The 14969-nt window shown below is 71.6% G+C and carries 16 protein-coding genes; 5 read left to right on the top strand and 11 right to left on the bottom strand.

The annotated features are described in order from the left end of the window. Positions 1-92 precede the first annotated feature (92 nt). Positions 93-1046: an ROK family protein gene (locus tag ACZ7FF_RS17565; RefSeq protein WP_470813087.1), complete on the bottom strand. Its 954-nt coding sequence runs from the start codon at positions 1044-1046 to the stop codon at positions 93-95. Positions 1047-1285: 239 nt separating this feature from the next. On the opposite strand from ACZ7FF_RS17565, the gene ACZ7FF_RS17560 reads away from it, so the two are divergent. Both ACZ7FF_RS17560 and ACZ7FF_RS17555 read left to right on the top strand, forming a co-directional pair. Beyond that, positions 1286-2335, top strand: coding sequence for a LacI family DNA-binding transcriptional regulator (locus ACZ7FF_RS17560; RefSeq protein ID WP_470813086.1), 1050 nt, complete (start codon positions 1286-1288; stop codon positions 2333-2335). A 7-nt stretch (positions 2336-2342) separates the two neighbouring features. Continuing rightward, entirely contained in the window at positions 2343-3101 is a 759-nt protein-coding gene (locus ACZ7FF_RS17555) for a hypothetical protein (RefSeq protein WP_470813085.1), read from the top strand. Between the two features lie 67 nt (positions 3102-3168). On the opposite strand, the gene ACZ7FF_RS17550 is transcribed toward ACZ7FF_RS17555, so the two are convergent. From ACZ7FF_RS17550 to ACZ7FF_RS17530, 5 genes are all read right to left on the bottom strand, one after another. Beyond that, the gene (locus ACZ7FF_RS17550; protein ID WP_470813084.1) at positions 3169-4467 is read right to left on the bottom strand and encodes a DUF6986 family protein; all 1299 of its coding nucleotides are present in this window, start codon (positions 4465-4467) and stop codon (positions 3169-3171) included. 183 nt (positions 4468-4650) lie between these two features. After that, complete coding sequence (locus ACZ7FF_RS17545) at positions 4651-5613, bottom strand: electron transfer flavoprotein subunit alpha/FixB family protein (protein WP_470813083.1); 963 nt, start codon at positions 5611-5613, stop codon at positions 4651-4653. A gap of 53 nt (positions 5614-5666) precedes the next feature. After that, on the bottom strand, positions 5667-6452 hold the full coding sequence (locus ACZ7FF_RS17540) for an electron transfer flavoprotein subunit beta/FixA family protein (protein WP_470813082.1): 786 nt from the start codon (positions 6450-6452) through the stop codon (positions 5667-5669). Positions 6453-6669: 217 nt separating this feature from the next. Continuing rightward, the gene (locus tag ACZ7FF_RS17535) at positions 6670-7179 is read right to left on the bottom strand and encodes a flavin reductase family protein (protein ID WP_470813081.1); all 510 of its coding nucleotides are present in this window, start codon (positions 7177-7179) and stop codon (positions 6670-6672) included. 207 nt (positions 7180-7386) lie between these two features. Further along, positions 7387-7749, bottom strand: coding sequence for a thioredoxin family protein (locus ACZ7FF_RS17530; protein WP_470813080.1), 363 nt, complete (start codon positions 7747-7749; stop codon positions 7387-7389). Between the two features lie 290 nt (positions 7750-8039). Between ACZ7FF_RS17530 and ACZ7FF_RS17525 the strand changes: the two genes are divergently transcribed. Continuing rightward, a complete protein-coding gene (locus ACZ7FF_RS17525; RefSeq protein ID WP_470813079.1) occupies positions 8040-8768 on the top strand; it encodes a lysophospholipid acyltransferase family protein in 729 nt (242 codons plus the stop codon). Between the two features lie 95 nt (positions 8769-8863). Here ACZ7FF_RS17525 and ACZ7FF_RS17520 read toward each other — a convergent pair whose 3' ends face one another. The 4 genes from ACZ7FF_RS17520 to ACZ7FF_RS17505 form a co-directional block, all read right to left on the bottom strand. Beyond that, positions 8864-9457 carry a transglutaminase domain-containing protein gene (locus tag ACZ7FF_RS17520; protein WP_470813078.1) on the bottom strand — a complete coding sequence of 198 codons (594 nt, stop codon included), beginning with the start codon at positions 9455-9457 and terminating at the stop codon, positions 8864-8866. A 93-nt stretch (positions 9458-9550) separates the two neighbouring features. Then, positions 9551-10621, bottom strand: coding sequence for a threonine aldolase family protein (locus tag ACZ7FF_RS17515; RefSeq protein WP_470813077.1), 1071 nt, complete (start codon positions 10619-10621; stop codon positions 9551-9553). Continuing rightward, positions 10618-11373, bottom strand: a complete 756-nt coding sequence (locus tag ACZ7FF_RS17510; RefSeq protein ID WP_470813097.1) for an SDR family oxidoreductase — start codon at positions 11371-11373, stop codon at positions 10618-10620. The genes ACZ7FF_RS17515 and ACZ7FF_RS17510 overlap by 4 nt, the downstream gene beginning before the upstream one ends. A 41-nt stretch (positions 11374-11414) precedes the next feature. Continuing rightward, positions 11415-12812, bottom strand: a complete 1398-nt coding sequence (locus ACZ7FF_RS17505) for a DUF6421 family protein (RefSeq protein ID WP_470813076.1) — start codon at positions 12810-12812, stop codon at positions 11415-11417. A gap of 395 nt (positions 12813-13207) precedes the next feature. Here ACZ7FF_RS17505 and ACZ7FF_RS17500 point away from each other — a divergent pair, with 395 nt between their 5' ends. Continuing rightward, the gene (locus ACZ7FF_RS17500; RefSeq protein ID WP_470813075.1) at positions 13208-13891 is read left to right on the top strand and encodes a glycerophosphodiester phosphodiesterase; all 684 of its coding nucleotides are present in this window, start codon (positions 13208-13210) and stop codon (positions 13889-13891) included. Between the two features lie 41 nt (positions 13892-13932). Here ACZ7FF_RS17500 and ACZ7FF_RS17495 read toward each other — a convergent pair whose 3' ends face one another. Beyond that, positions 13933-14472: a GNAT family N-acetyltransferase gene (locus ACZ7FF_RS17495; protein ID WP_470813074.1), complete on the bottom strand. Its 540-nt coding sequence runs from the start codon at positions 14470-14472 to the stop codon at positions 13933-13935. Positions 14473-14543: 71 nt separating this feature from the next. Here ACZ7FF_RS17495 and ACZ7FF_RS17490 point away from each other — a divergent pair, with 71 nt between their 5' ends. Continuing rightward, complete coding sequence (locus tag ACZ7FF_RS17490) at positions 14544-14936, top strand: VOC family protein (protein WP_470813073.1); 393 nt, start codon at positions 14544-14546, stop codon at positions 14934-14936. The last annotated feature ends 33 nt before the right edge of the window (positions 14937-14969 follow it).

The raw sequence follows: 14969 nt of genomic DNA, 5'->3' as shown, positions 1-14969 counted from the left end.
GACGTGCACACACCCAAGAAGACGCAGCCAGCACAGGGACAAAAGAAGAGGTCAACAACCCCGAAACCCCGCCGCACAGGTTAAAGATCAAGCTAGTGGCTCGCCGCGGTCGCGTCGGGTCTGCGGGTCAGCGCGGCCGCGGCGGCGCCGACCAGGCCCGCGTCGGTGCCCATCTGCGCGGGCACGACCGTCAGCCGCCGCACGAAGGACAGGGTCGCGTAGTCGGTGAGCGCCTTGCGCAGGGGCGTGAAGAGGATGTCGCCCGCGTTGCCGACGCCCCCGCCGATCACCGCGATGTCGATCTCGACCAGGGTCGCCGTGGCCGCGATTCCGGCGGCCAGTGCCCGCGCGGCACGCTCGAAGGAGGCGACGGCGACCGGGTCGCCGGCCCGGGCGGCGGCGGCCACCGCGGCGGCCGAGGTGTCGCCGTCGGGACCGGGACGCCAGCCGCCCTCCAGGGCGCGGCGGGCGATGTTGGGCCCGCTGGCGATGCGCTCCACGCAGCCGCGGGAGCCGCACGGGCAGAAGTCGCCGTCGAGGTCGACGCTGATGTGACCGATGTGCCCGGCGTTCCCGGTCGGGCCGGGGTGCAGCCGCCCGTTCAGGACCAGGCCGCCGCCGACCCCGGTCGACACCACCATGCACAGTGCGTCGTCGTGGCCGCGCGCGGCGCCCTGCCAGTGCTCGGCCGCCGTGATCGCGACACCGTCGCCGATCAGCTCGACCGGCAGGCCGCCGGTGGCCGCGCGCACCCGCTCCACCAGCGGGAAGTCCCGCCAGCCCGGCACGTTCACGGGGCTGACGGTGCCCGCGGAGGCGTCGACCGGGCCCGCGCTGCCGATGCCGACCGCGCCGGCGCGTCCCCACAGGGGCGACCCGGCCAGGTCGCCGAGCACCCCCTCGACGGCCCGCATGACCGTTTCGCCGTCCTGCTGGGCCGGGGTGCCCCGCTGGGCCCGCGCCAGGATCCGTCCGTGGCCGTCCACCAGAGCGCCGGCGATCTTGGTACCGCCGATGTCCAGGGCTGCCACGAGGTCGGTGTGCATCAGTGTCAGATCTCCCCGTTGAAGCTCGAAAAACCAGAAGCGAAAAGGCCGGTCAAGCGGTGGGGGCGCAGGCCGGAGAACAGTGCTGGACAGTCTCTCGCGCATCTGACAACGTTGTCCAGGCTCTATGCTCGACGCCACATCCTCATACAAACCGGGGATCGACGCACCACCCCCGACGCATTCTCCGTGGATGCGTCCCGCATGGCCGAGTCGGACGAGAGACAGGACAGCGCATCGTGCCCGAGACCACCCGCCGCGGGGACCGCCTCCCCGGGAACCGGTACGGCAACCGCCCGACGATGAAGGACGTGGCGGCCCGGGCCGGGGTGGGGCTGAAGACGGTGTCCCGGGTGGTCAACGGCGAGCCCGGGGTCACCCCGGACACCGAGCGCCGGGTGCAGGAGGCGATCGAGGCCCTCGGGTTCCGCCGCAACGACAGCGCGCGGGTGCTGCGCAAGGGACGCACGGCGAGCATCGGCCTCGTCCTGGAAGACCTCGCGGACCCCTTCTACGGTCCGCTCAGCCGCGCCGTGGAGGAGGTCGCCCGCTCCCACGGCGCCCTGCTGATCAACGGCTCCAGCGCGGAGGACCCGGAGCGGGAGCAGGAACTCGCCCTGGCGCTGTGCGCGCGGCGCGTGGACGGTCTGGTGGTGATCCCGGCCGGGGACGACCACCGCTATCTGGAGCCGGAGATCCGGGCGGGCGTGGCGACCGTGTTCGTGGACCGCCCCGCCGGCCGTATCGAGGCCGACGTGGTCCTGTCCGACAACTTCGGCGGTGCCCGCGACGGCGTCGCCCACCTCATCGCGCACGGCCACCGCCGGATCGGGTTCATCGGCGACATGCCCCGCATCCACACCGCGGCGGAGCGGCTGCGCGGCTACCGGGCGGCCATGGAGGACGCGGGGATACCGGTCGAGGACCGCTGGATGTCCCTCGGGGCCACGAATCCGGAGCGGGTGCGCCGGGCGGCGGAGGAGATGCTCTCCGGGCCCGACCCGGTCACCGCGGTCTTCGCGGGCAACAACCGGGTGGCGGTCACCGTGATCCGGGTCCTCGCCGAGCAGTCGCGCCAGGTCGCCCTCGTCGGCTTCGACGACATCGAACTGGGCGATCTGCTGCGGCCCGGCGTCACGGTCGTGGCCCAGGACGCGGCCGCGCTCGGCCGTACCGCGGCCGAGCGCCTCTTCCGCCAGCTGGACGGCGGCCTGATCGCGCCCGAGCGCATCGAGCTGCCGACCCGCCTGATCACGCGCGGCTCGGGCGAGCTGCCGCCGGCCGACTGAGCCCCCCATGGCCACGCTGGAGGAGCTGGGCCTGGCCGGGGCGCCGCGGGAGCGTCCGCTGACCTACCCCGGCGCCTGGCCGGCCGACTCCGGGCTGCTGGACGGCGACCGGATGCTCCCGCTGGACCGCCTGGTGTACGACGACCGGGCACCCGTGCTCGCGGTAGGCTCCAACGCGTGTCCGGGGCAACTGCGGCACAAGATGGCCGAGTTCGGGCTCGATGCGCCGGTCCCGATGGTGCGGACGCGGGTGACCGGCCTCGACGTGGGTGTCTCCGCGCACGTCAGCCGCATGGGGTACGTCTCCGCCTCGCCGGTCGTGTCGGCCCGGTCCGCGACGCGGTTGTTCGTCCTCTGGCTGGACCGGCGGCAGCTGGACGTGATCGACGCCAGCGAGGGCGTGCCGCTGCCCCACGGCAACTTCCGGCGGGCCTGGGTGCCCGCATCGGACGTGCGGATCGAGCTGGCGGACGGCGCGCTGCTGACGGGGGCGTACGTGTACGTGAACCGGCACGGGGTGCTGCACAACGGCACCGGCGCGCCGCGCCGGCATCCCGGCCAGCGGGCGCTGCTCACCGAACTCCTGGTGGCCTCGGCCCCGCTGCGGGAGCTGTTCGGGGCCACGCCGGAGGAGTTCAGCGCCCGGGCGCGCGGTGACGCCCGGCTGTGCGCGCGGGGCACGCGGCTGTTCGCCGAGCACCAGTGGGTGACGGACTCGGGTCTGGAGCGGTACGTCGCCGACGGGCGGCCCGCCGGTCCCCGCTGACCCGGACGCCCGCCCCGCGCCCCCCGGCGAGCGCCCAGGGAGCGGGGCGGAGGTGGCCCGGGTCCGGCTACTTCGCGAAGGCGGTCAGGTCGCCGCGGCGCGGTGCCGCGAAGCCTTCGAGGTCGGCGCGGGTCAGGCCGGAGAGACGGGCGACCTCGGCGATGTCGAGGGCGCCGCAGTCCAGGCCGCGCAGCAGGTAGCCGCTGAGGGCCTTGGCGGTGGCGGGCTCGTCCATGACGTCGCCGCCGGCGCGGTTGGCGTAGCGGGCGAGTCGGCCCGCCGCCTGCTCGAAGCCCTCGCGGTAGAAGGCGAAGACGGCCGCGTAGCGGGTGGGGATGTGGCCGGGGTGCATGTCCCAGCCCTGGTAGTAGGCGCGGGAGAGGGCGCGGCGGGTGAGGCCGTAGTGCAGGCGCCAGGCGTCGTGGACCTTCTCGGTGGGGCCGACCGGCAGGACGTTGGTGGAGCCGTCCGAGACGCGTACGCCGGTGCCCGCCGCGGCCACCTGCATGACCGCCTTGGCGTGGTCGGCGGCCGGGTGGTCGCTGGCCTGGTACGCGGCGGAGACGCCGAGGCAGGCGCTGTAGTCGAAGGTGCCGTAGTGCAGCCCGGTGGCGCGGCCTCCGGCGGCCTGGATCATCCGGGCGACGGCCGCGGTGCCGTCGGTGGCGAGTATGGACTGGCTGGTCTCGATCTGTATCTCGAAGCCGAGCCGGCCGGCGTCGAGGCCGTGCGCCTTCTCGAAGGCCTCCAGGAGCCGGGCGAACGCGCTCACCTGCTCGGGGTAGGTCACCTTCGGCAGGGTCAGGACCAGGCCCTCGGGCAGGCCGCCCGCCTCCATCAGGCCGGTGAGGAAGACGTCGAGGGTGCGGATGCCCCGGTCGCGCACGGCGGCCTCCATGCACTTCATGCGGATGCCCATGTACGGCGCCGCCGTGCCGTCGCGGTACGCCTTCGCGATGAGCCGCGCCGCGCGGGCCGCCGCCTCGTCCTCCTCTGCGTCGGGGCGGGGACCGTAGCCGTCCTCGAAGTCGACCCGCAGGTCCTCGATCGGCTCGCGCTCCAGCTTGGCGCGGACGCGGGAGTGGACCGGCTCGGCGAGGTCGTCGGCGAGGCCTAGGACGGCCGCGAAGGAGGCCGCGTCGGGGGCGTGGGCGTCGAGCAGGGCGAGGGCCCGGTCGCCCCAGGAGCGGATGGTGTCGGCGGCGAAGACGTCACCGGGGACGTAGACGGTGTGGACGGGCTGCCGGGTGCCGGGGTCCCCGGGATAGCGGCGCCCGAGCTCCGCGTCGACCGGTGCCAGGGAGGCGCTGATCTCCTCGCTGACGGCGCCCGCGAGGCTCGTCGCCACCTTCTCCTGCTGACCCATCCCACACCCTCCATTTTTCCGCTGTACGGAATCAACAATCCGTAGAATGAAGTTATCCGGGGTGGTTCCCGCTGGTCAACACCCGCCCGGACAGTGGTCCGCGCCCGCGGGTCCGTCTTCAGGATGCACCGAGGCCCCGGTGACCGTGCCGGTCACCGGGGCCTCGTACGGAGCCCGTGAGGATCAGCCCTTGCGGGTCTTGATCTCCTCGGTCAGCTGCGGGACGACGTCGAAGAGGTCGCCGACCACACCGAAGTCGACCAGCTCGAAGATCGGGGCCTCGGAGTCCTTGTTGACGGCCACGATCGTCTTGGAGGTCTGCATGCCGGCGCGGTGCTGGATCGCGCCGGAGATGCCGTTGGCGATGTACAGCTGCGGCGACACCGACTTGCCGGTCTGGCCGACCTGGTTGGTGTGCGGGTACCAGCCGGCGTCGACGGCGGCACGCGAGGCGCCGACGGCCGCGCCGAGCTGGTCGGCGAGGGCCTCGATGATCGAGAAGTTCTCGGCGCCGTTGACGCCACGGCCACCGGAGACCACGATCGCGGCCTCGGTCAGCTCCGGGCGGCCCGTCGACTCGCGCGGGGTGCGGCCGGTGACCTTCGTGCCGGTGGCCTTGTCCGAGAAGGTCACGGACAGGGCCTCGACCGCACCGGCGGCCGGGGCGGCCTCGACGGTGGCCGAGTTCGGCTTGACCGTGATGACGGGGGTGCCCTTGATGACGCGGGACTTGGTGGTGAAGGACGCGGCGAACACCGACTGGGTGGCCACCGGGCCCTCGTCGCCGGCCTCGAGGTCGACGGCGTCGGTGATGATGCCGGAGCCGATACGCAGCGCGAGGCGGGCGGCGATCTCCTTGGCCTCGGCGGAGGACGGGACCAGCACGGCGGCCGGGGAGACGGCCTCGTAGGCGGCCTGCAGGGCGTCCACCTTCGGCACGACGAGGTACTCGGCGTACTCGGAGGCGTCGTGGGTGAGGACCTTCACCGCGCCGTGCTCGGCGAGGGTGGCGGCGGTGTCGGCGGCGCCGTTGCCGAGGGCGACGGCGACGGGCTCGCCGATGCGGCGGGCCAGGGTCAGCAGCTCCAGGGTGGGCTTGCGGACGGCACCGTCCACGTGGTCGACGTAGACGAGGACTTCAGCCATGGGATTGCTCTCCTGCGAAAAGAAGTTGAGGGGCGGTCAGCGACTGCGGGGCCTTAGATGAACTTCTGGCCCGCGAGGAACTCAGCGAGCTGCTTGCCGCCCTCGCCCTCGTCCTTGACGATGGTGCCGGCCGTGCGGGCCGGACGCTCGTTCGCGGCCTCGACCTTGGTGTAGGCACCCTCGAGACCGACCTCCTCGGCCTCGATGTCCAGGTCGGACAGGTCCCAGGACTCCACCGGCTTCTTCTTGGCCGCCATGATGCCCTTGAAGGAGGGGTAGCGGGCCTCGCCCGACTGGTCGGTGACGGAGACCAGCGCCGGGAGCTGCGCCTCGAGCTGCTCGGAGGCGGCGTCGCCGTCGCGGCGGCCCTTGACCGTGCCGTCCTCGACCGAGACCTCGGACAGCAGGGTGACCTGCGGGACGCCCAGGCGCTCGGCGACCAGCGCGGGGACGACGCCCATGGTGCCGTCGGTGGACGCCATGCCCGAGACGACCAGGTCGAAGCCGGCCTTCTCGATGGCCTTGGCCAGCACCAGCGAGGTGCCGATGGCGTCGGTGCCGTGCAGGTCGTCGTCCTCGACGTGGATGGCCTTGTCGGCACCCATCGACAGGGCCTTGCGGAGCGCGTCCTTGGCGTCCTCCGGGCCGATGGTCAGCACGGTGACCTCGGCGTCGTCCGCGTCCTCCGCGATCTGGAGGGCCTGTTCGACCGCGTACTCGTCCAGCTCGGAGAGCAGACCGTCCACGTCGTCGCGGTCGACGGTCAGGTCATCGGCGAAGTGCCGGTCGCCAGTGGCGTCGGGCACGTACTTCACAGTGACAACGATCCTCAAGCTCACGCCGGCTCTCCTACTGCATCGTCATTTCCTGGCTGCCTCTTGCAGGCAGCATAGGCGCCTGAAGCGGCCGATCCCGTTCGGGGCGTCCGCGCGCTCCGAACGAAATATTACTCGTCAGTACACCCAGTTCCTGCCCGCTAAGCAAGCGCTTTGAACTGTGACCTTCGCAACGCAGCGTAACCGGAACTCGACGGCTCCGCAGGAGCGGCGGGAGTGATCAATCCCGCAGGCCGTTGAAGCGGCCCTGGTGGTAGAGGAGGGGGCTGCCCGCGCCCGAGGGGTCGCCGAGGACGACCTCGGCGAGCACGATGCGGTGGTCACCGGCCGGGACGCGGCCGACGATCCGGCACACCAGCCAGGCGAGCACGTCGTCCAGCACGGGCACGCCCTCCGGGCCCTCGTGCCACACGGTGGGCGTCCCGAAGCGGTCGGCGCCGCTGCGCGCGAAGGTGGCGGCCAGCTCGCTCTGGTGCTCACCGAGTATGTGGACGCCGACGTGGTCGGCCCCCGCGATCGCGGGCCAGCTGGAGGCTCCGGTGCCGATGCCGAAGGAGACCATCGGCGGCTCCGCGGAGACGGAGGTGAGGGAGGTGGCGGTGAAGCCGACCGGGCCGGCGGCGCCACGCGCGGTGATCACCGCCACACCGGCGGCGTGCCGGCGGAAGGTGGAGCGCAGCAGGTCGGGAGAGGCGAGCTGGTAGGTGCCGAGTTCGGGCGAGGCCGTCATGGAACTGTCCTTCTACTGGGGGCGGCGAGCGGGTCGGTGGCTGCTCAACAGCCCGGACAGGGGGCGCTCGCGGTGCGGGCGAGGTCGACGTGCGCCCGCCCGTGGAGAAGGAGTTCGATCGGCATACGGTCAGGCTGACGATAGGTGGTGCGCACAGTCAAGCGCGGCCCGCGATCCGGGAAGTTGCTCACCACGTCTGAAACCCCCTCATACCGCCTCGCCCAGCGCCGCGATGACATCGACCTTGCGGGGCGGCCCGACCGCGCGCCTCACCACCCGTCCGTCCGCGTCCAGCACGAGCACGGTGGGCGTCTTGACGATCCCCAGTTCGCGCACGAGGTCCAGGTGGGCCTCGGCGTCGAGCTCGACGTGGGACACGCCCGGCACCATGCCCGCGACCTCGCCCAGGACGCGCCGGGTGGCCCGGCAGGGCGCGCAGAACGCGCTGGAGAACTGTACGAGCGTGGCCCGTTCGCCGAGTTCACGGCCCAGCTCGGCCACGCCGAGCCGCCTGCCGTCGTTCCGCCCCTGCACCCGCGCTCTCCTTCCGGTCTCCGTCACCTCAAGCATTCACGACACCGCGAAGATTCCCCGCTCCGGATGAGGGCCGGAAGAGTGCTGGAAGAGGACCGGCGGAGCGCCGGAAGAGGCCCACGGTACGGGCGGGGTAAAGCGCCTTTAAAGATCCGAGGTGGGGTGTAGGCCGACGTGACGAGGATCTCGCCGTGGCGCGGCACCAGGACTGGCTCCCCGTTCGTTCTTGGGGCACGATCAGCGAGACGCCGTAAACCTACGGCTGCGTAACTTGTCCGCCGGGAGCCTCCCTTTCCCGAGCAGAGCAGAAAGGGTCCACCCCGCCCATGGCAGAGCTGGTCTACCGTCCCGTCATCGGATTCGCCAAGACGATGTTCAAGGTCTGGGACCTGAAGATCGACTGCCAGGGGTCGGAGAACATCCCGCGCTCGGGCGGCGCCGTGCTGGTGAGCAATCACATCAGCTACCTGGACTTCATCTTCAACGGCCTGGCGGCGCTGCCGCAGAAGCGGCTGGTGCGCTTCATGGCGAAGGAGTCCGTCTTCCGGCACCGGATCTCCGGGCCGCTGATGCGCGGCATGAAGCACATCCCGGTGGACCGCGGGCAGGGCGAGACCGCCTACGCGCACGCGCTGGACTCGCTGCGCTCCGGCGAGGTGATCGGGGTGTTCCCGGAGGCCACCATCTCGCAGTCCTTCACCCTGAAGAGCTTCAAGTCGGGCGCGGCCCGGCTCGCCCAGGAGGCCGGCGTCCCCCTGATCCCGATGGCCGTATGGGGCACGCAGCGGCTGTGGACCAAGGGCCAGGCGCGCAACTTCAAGCGCAGCCACCTGCCTGTCACGATCCGCGTGGGCGAGGCCGTGGAGGCGCCCCGCGACCAGTACGCCGGCGCCATCACCCGGCGGCTGCGCGAGCGCGTCCAGGAACTGCTGGACGCGGCGCAGCGCGCCTACCCGAGCCGCCCCAGGGCTTCGGAGGACCCCTGGTGGCTCCCCGCGCACCTGGGCGGTACGGCGCCGACGCTCGAGCAGCTGCGCGCCGCCGAGGCGCACTGACACCCACGACCGGGCCCGGACGGCACGTCCAAGGCCGGCGCTTCGGCAACCCCCTCCCTGCGTAGGCCACTTCACCGAGGCCGCGTCGAGGTGACTCAGAGCGTGCCGGGGAGCGCACTCCACAGGGACGCCCGGTCGGGGGCGGCACGCAGGGCGCCGAGGACGGCCGGGTGCGGTGCCGCGTACAGCACCGGGTGGTCCAGCTCTCCGGCCGCCGGGTCGGGGACCCAGGCCAGCCGCTCGCCCTCCAGGGAGAACCGCGCGTCCACGCCGGGCCTGTTGCCGCGCGGGTCCTGCCGGTGCCAGGCGCCGTCGAAACGCACCGCGACCAGTCCGTGCAGGGCGTGGCCGCCTCCGTCGTCGTGCGCCAGCCGCTGGTAGCACAGGCCCGCGGGAATGTCCTGGGCGCGCAGCAGCGCCGCGAGCGCGTGCGCCTTGGCGTGGCAGATGCCCGTGCGCCGCCCGATGACGTCCGAGGCGCGCCAGGTCACGCGCGGGTCGCCGGCGTCCGCGGAGTGCGGGATGGCGTCCCGCACGAACTCGAATGCGATCCGCGCATACTCATACGAGTCCCCCGCGTCCTTCGCCAGCCGGGCAGCCGTCTCCCGCACCACCGGATGGTGATGGTCGATGACCTCGTCGGCGGCCAAGTAGGCGGACAGGTCGGCGGTTTCCTGGATCAGCTCCATGTCCGCAGAGCATAGGAATGCGATCACCCGATAGTCAATAACTTTTCGAGTGACCGCATACCTATGCAGAGCGTGTCTCTGCGGAGCGTGACGCTAGCGCGCCATCTCCTCCTTGACCGCCGCCACGAACGCGTCGACGTCCTCCTCCGTGGTGTCGAAGGAGCACATCCAGCGCACGACCCCGGCGGCCTCGTCCCAGAAGTAGAACCGGAAACGCTTCTGCAGCCGCTCGCTCACGTGGTGCGGGAGCTTGGCGAACACGCCGTTGGCCTGCACCGGGTAGAGGATCTCCACCCCGTGCACCGCGCGCACGCCCTCCGCGAGCCGCTGGGCCATCTCGTTGGCGTGCCGGGCGTTGCGCAGCCACAGGTCCCTGGCCAGCAGCGCCTCCAGCTGCACCGAGACGAAGCGCATCTTGGAGGCGAGCTGCATGCTCATCTTGCGGATGTGCTTCATGCGGCGGACGGCGCTCTGGTTGATCACCACGACCGCCTCGCCGAACAGGGCGCCGTTCTTCGTGCCGCCGAGCGAGAGGATGTCGACGCCGGCCGCGTTGGTGAACGTGCGCATCGGCACGTCCAGGGAGGCGGCCGCGTTGGCTATCCGGGAACCGTCCAGGTGCACGGTCATGCCGTGCGCGTGGGCGTGCTCGCAGATCGCGCGGATCTCCTCGGGCGTGTAGAGGGTGCCCAGCTCGGTGCTCTGCGTGATCGACACGACCTGCGGCATGGCGCGGTGCTCGTCGTCCCAGCCGTACGCCTGCCGGTCGATCAGCTCGGGCGTGAGCTTGCCGTCCGGCGTGGGCACGGTGAGCAGCTTCAGGCCGCCCACACGCTCGGGCGCGCCGCCCTCGTCGACGTTGATGTGCGCGCTCTCGGCGCAGATCACCGCGCCCCAGCGGTCGGTGACCGCCTGGAGCGCGACCACGTTCGCGCCGGTGCCGTTGAAGACCGGGAAGGCCTCCGCGGTGGCACCGAAGTGGCTGCGGATGATCCGCTGGAGGTTCTCCGTGTAGTCGTCCTCGCCGTACGCCACCTGGTGGCCGCCGTTGGCGAGGCCGATGGCGGCCAGGATCTCCGGGTGGGCGCCGGCGTAGTTGTCACTGGCGAAACCGCGGACCTGCGGGTCGTGATGGCGACGCGCGTCGGTCTTGGGAGGGTTCACGGCTTCTCGGTCAGCCACAGGCGGTGTCCGTTCACTTCTGCGGCGGGCTTGCTCCAGACGCCCTCGATGGCCTCGGCCAGGTCCTTGACGTCCGTGAAGCCCGCGAACTTCGCGTTGGGGCGTTCGGCGCGCATGGCGTCGTGCACCAGCGCCTTCACCACCAGGATCGTAGCCGCCGACGTGGGACCCTCCGCGCCCGCGGAGATGCCCGCCTTGCGGAAGTAGTCCGCCATGGCCAGCGTCCACGCCTCGGAGGCGGCCTTGGCGGCGGAGTACGCCGCGTTGCCCGCGGTCGGCTTGCTCGCGCCGGCCGCGCTGATCAGGACGTACCGGCCGCGGTCGCTGCGCTGGAGCGCCTCGTGGAAGGCCAGGGAGGTGTGCTGCACGGTCTTGACGAGCAGCAGCTCCAGGAAGTCCCAGTCGTCGAGGCTGGTCTTGGTGAAGGTCTCGCTGCCGCGCCAGCCGCCGACGAGGTGGACGAGACCGTCGACCCGCCCGAAGTCCTTCTCGATGTGGTTGGCCCAGTCACGGGTGGACTGCAGGTCGAGCAGGTCGACCGTGTCACCGGTGACGCTGGCGCCGCCGGAGGCGTACCGGGCCGCGTCCACGGCCTCCGACAGGCGCTGCGGGTCGTTGTCCGCTCCTACGACGGTCGCGCCGGCCTCGGCCAGCCGCAGCAGCGCCGCCCGGCCGGCGGGTCCACCCGCGCCGGCCACGGCGATCACCGCACCGCTGAGAGCCCCGTTCCCCACCATGGTCTTCCCCTCTGAAGCAGTGTTCCGGACGCGGTCGCTCACGCGGCGATCCGCTCGGCGCCGTCCGCCGTGATGCCCTTGGTCGAGGCGATCACGTTCTTGAGCTTCTTGGACAGGGCCTCATAGAACATGCTCAGGGGAAACTCGTCCGGAAGCACGTCGTCCACGAGCTTGCGCGGCGGCAGGGTCAGGTCCAGGGACTCGGGACCCTTGGCCCACCTGGACCCGGGGTGCGGGGCCAGGTAGGTGGAGACCAGCTGGTAGCCGGCGAACCAGTGCACGAGCTTCGGGCGGTCGATGCCGTCCTTGTACAGCTTCTCGATCTCGGCGCACAGCTCGTTGGTGACCTGCGGGGCGCGCTCCCAGTCGATGGAGAGCTTGTTGTCGGTCCAGCGGACGACGTCGTGCTTGTGCAGGTAGGCGAAGAGCAGCTGGCCGCCGAGGCCGTCGTAGTTGCGCACGCGGTCGCCGGTGACCGGGAAGCGGAACATGCGGTCGAAGAGCACCGCGTACTGCACGTCACGGGCCTGCGGCACGCCGTCCGCCTGCAGCTTCACGGCCTCCTTGAAGGCGGTGAGGTCGCAGCGCAGCTCCTCCAGGCCGTACATCCAGAACGGCTGGCGCTGCTTGATCATGAACGGGTCGAACGGCAGGTCGCCGTGGCTGTGGGTGCGGTCGTGGACCATGTCCCACAGCACGAAGGCCTCCTCGCAGCGCTTCTGGTCGTGGACCATGGCGGCGATGTCCTCGGGCAGTTCGAGGCCGAGTATGCCGACGGCGGCGTCGGTGACGGCGCGGAAGCGGGCCGCCTCGCGGTCGCAGAAGATGCCACCCCAGGAGAATCGTTCCGGCGCCTCACGTACGGCGATGGTCTCCGGGAAGAGGACGGCCGAGTTGGTGTCGTAGCCGGAGGTGAAGTCCTCGAACGTGATGCCGCAGAAGAGCGGGTTGTCGTAGCGGGTGCGCTCCAGCTCGGCCAGCCACTCCGGCCAGACCATGCGCAGGACGACGGCCTCCAGGTTGCGGTCCGGGTTGCCGTTCTGCGTGTACATCGGGAAGACGACCAGGTGCTGGAGGCCGTCCGCGCGGTTCGCGGCGGGCTGGAAGGCCAGCAGGGAGTCCAGGAAGTCCGGCACCTGGAAGCCGCCGACGGACCAGCGGCGCAGGTCCGTCACCAGCGCCTGGTGGTAGGCGGCGTCGTGCGGGAGCAGCGGGGAGAGCTGCTCGACCGCCTCGACGACACGGCGCACCGCGGCCTCGGCCTCCGCCTTGGCGGGGGCACCCTCGGCGTCGAAGTCGATCGCCCCGTCCTTCGACTGCCATGGCCGAATCTGCTCCACGGCATTCTTGAGCACGGACCAAGCCGGGTGCTCAACCACCCTGGTCAGCGAAGGAACCTGCCCCTCCGCACGCGCCTGCACAAGAATTTCCGTCATGTCCCATCCTCCACGGGAGAACCTCTCGTATGGACACCGTACGCATACCCCGTTTCTCCCAGCAAGAGGCTAGCTCAGGAAATTATTCTGCCCAGCCGCTTGGTCACCGACATTTTTCCTGCCGTAAACCGTGACGGCGCTCACTTCCGTCGTGGACAAGTCGGGCGGTCCGGGGGCCGGTTCGACGGGTCAAGGGCGTGGGGACTCGCCCACGCCAGGGTGACGCCGGGAGCGATATCAGCCAGGTGCCGCCCGGCCCGCGCCCCGATCGCCCGCGCACGTGCGGGTTCATCGCGGGTCGCGGCCACTAGGCTGCGACTCTGCCCGCGCGGACGACGGCGTCCGCCCGTCTCCGCGCGCGTGCCGAGCCGCCGTCGACGGAAGCGAGTTGAACCTTGAACTTCCTTACCATCGGTCACCGCGGGGTCATGGGTGTGGAGCCCGAGAACACCCTTCGTTCCTTCGTCGCCGCGCACCGGGCCGGCCTCGACCTGATCGAACTCGACCTGCACCTGAGCAAGGACGGCGTCCTGGTCGTCATGCACGACGCCGACGTGGACCGGACGACCGACGGCTCCGGGCCGATCGCCGAGAAGACCCTCGCCGAGCTGCGGGCCCTCGACGCCGGGCGCGGGGAGCAGGTGCCGGTGTTCGAGGAGGTACTGGACGCGGTGAGCACACCGCTGCAGGCCGAGATCAAGGACGTGGCGGCGGCGCGCGCCCTGGCCGAGGTGATGGAGCGGCGGGACCTGGTCGGCCGGGTGGAGGTGTCCTCCTTCCACGACGAGGCGGTCGCGGAGATCGCCCGGCTGGTGCCGGGCGTGCGCACCGCGCTGATCGCGGGCCGCTACGGCCCGGAGGTGGTGGAACGCGCGGTCGCCGTGGGCGCGGCGACCCTCTGTCTCAACATCCGCCGGCTCACCCTGGAGGTCGTCGAGCAGGCGCGCGCGTCCGGGCTGAGGATCATCGGCTGGGTGGTCAACACGCAGGACCAGCTGCGGCTGGTCCGCGCGCTGGAACTGGACGGCGCGACCACCGACTATCCGGAGATCAAGCGCACGGGCCGCTTCACCGCCTAGGCGGCACGCCGGTCCAGCGCCCGGGCGTCACGTGGGCACGGTCAGGCGAGCTTCTTGACCAGCAGCTCGAACCGCAGGTCGTCGCGCTGCGGGATGCCGAAGCGCTCGTCGCCGTACGGGAACGGCGTCATCCGTCCCGTACGGCGGTAGCCGCGCCGCTCGTACCAGGCGATCAGGTCGTCCCGTACGGAGATCACGGTCATGTGCATCTCGGTGGCGCCCCAGGCCGCCCGGGCCCGGTCCTCGGCCTCCGCCATGACGATCTTGCCGAGGCCGGCGCCCTGCAGGGCGGGGCTGACCGCGAACATGCCGAAGTAGGCGTGGTCTCCCCGGTGTTCGAGCTGGCAGCAGGCGACGATCCGGCCGTCGCGCTCCACGGTCAGCAGCCGGCTGTCGGGCGACTTGATCACCTGGAGCACGCCCTCGGGGTCGGTCCGCTGCCCTTCCAGGATGTCCGCCTCGGTGGTCCACCCGGCCCGGCTGGCCTCCCCGCGGTACGCCGACTCGACCAGCGCGACCAGTGCGTCGACGTCGGCGTCGGTGGCGTCTCGGAAGGTGAGTCCGGTGGCGGCGGTGTCCATGGGGTCGGTCTCCGATCTCGGGCGTGGCTGTGCCGGGGTCGAGGGTAACTGTGCCACTAGGCTCCGCACGCATGGTGCATGTACTCAGCGGCCGGACTCTTCTGCGGCCCACCGACCCCGAGCGCTCCCGCGCCTTCTACGGCGAGCAGCTGGGCCTGGCCGTCCACCGGGAGTTCGGCACGGGCCCCGAGCGCGGGACGGTGTACTTCCTCGGCGGCGGGTTCCTGGAGGTCTCGGGGCGCTCGGAGACCCCGCCGTCGCCCGCTCTGGCGCTGTGGCTGCAGGTCGAGAACATCGCGGCCGCGCACGAGGAGCTGCGGGCGAAGGGCGTCGAGATCGTCCGGCCGCCGGTGCGGGAGCCCTGGGGCCTGATCGAGATGTGGATCACCGACCCCGACGGCACCCGCATCGTCCTGGTGGAGGTCCCGGCGGACCATCCGCTGCGGTACCGGCCGGGAATCTAGGGCCTGCTCGACGCGTTGCGGGCCGCCGTCTCG

Source organism: Streptomyces sp. NPDC037126 (genome assembly GCF_055605965.1).
The sequence above is the reverse complement of the archived record's forward strand: the minus strand, read 5'-3'. Positions and strand labels throughout refer to the sequence as shown.

Coding starts and splice junctions, on each gene's coding strand:
- ACZ7FF_RS17535 (WP_470813081.1), bottom strand. CDS start 7,179: ATGACGGCCTCGCCCGAACTCGGCACCTACCAGCTCGCCTCTCCCGAC.
- ACZ7FF_RS17495 (WP_470813074.1), bottom strand. CDS start 14,472: ATGGACACCGCCGCCACCGGACTCACCTTCCGAGACGCCACCGACGCC.
- ACZ7FF_RS17555 (WP_470813085.1), top strand. CDS start 2,343: ATGGCCACGCTGGAGGAGCTGGGCCTGGCCGGGGCGCCGCGGGAGCGT.
- ACZ7FF_RS17505 (WP_470813076.1), bottom strand. CDS start 12,812: ATGACGGAAATTCTTGTGCAGGCGCGTGCGGAGGGGCAGGTTCCTTCG.
- ACZ7FF_RS17550 (WP_470813084.1), bottom strand. CDS start 4,467: ATGGGTCAGCAGGAGAAGGTGGCGACGAGCCTCGCGGGCGCCGTCAGC.
- ACZ7FF_RS17520 (WP_470813078.1), bottom strand. CDS start 9,457: ATGGAGCTGATCCAGGAAACCGCCGACCTGTCCGCCTACTTGGCCGCC.
- ACZ7FF_RS17545 (WP_470813083.1), bottom strand. CDS start 5,613: ATGGCTGAAGTCCTCGTCTACGTCGACCACGTGGACGGTGCCGTCCGC.
- ACZ7FF_RS17565 (WP_470813087.1), bottom strand. CDS start 1,046: ATGCACACCGACCTCGTGGCAGCCCTGGACATCGGCGGTACCAAGATC.
- ACZ7FF_RS17525 (WP_470813079.1), top strand. CDS start 8,040: ATGGCAGAGCTGGTCTACCGTCCCGTCATCGGATTCGCCAAGACGATG.
- ACZ7FF_RS17490 (WP_470813073.1), top strand. CDS start 14,544: ATGGTGCATGTACTCAGCGGCCGGACTCTTCTGCGGCCCACCGACCCC.
- ACZ7FF_RS17530 (WP_470813080.1), bottom strand. CDS start 7,749: ATGCTTGAGGTGACGGAGACCGGAAGGAGAGCGCGGGTGCAGGGGCGG.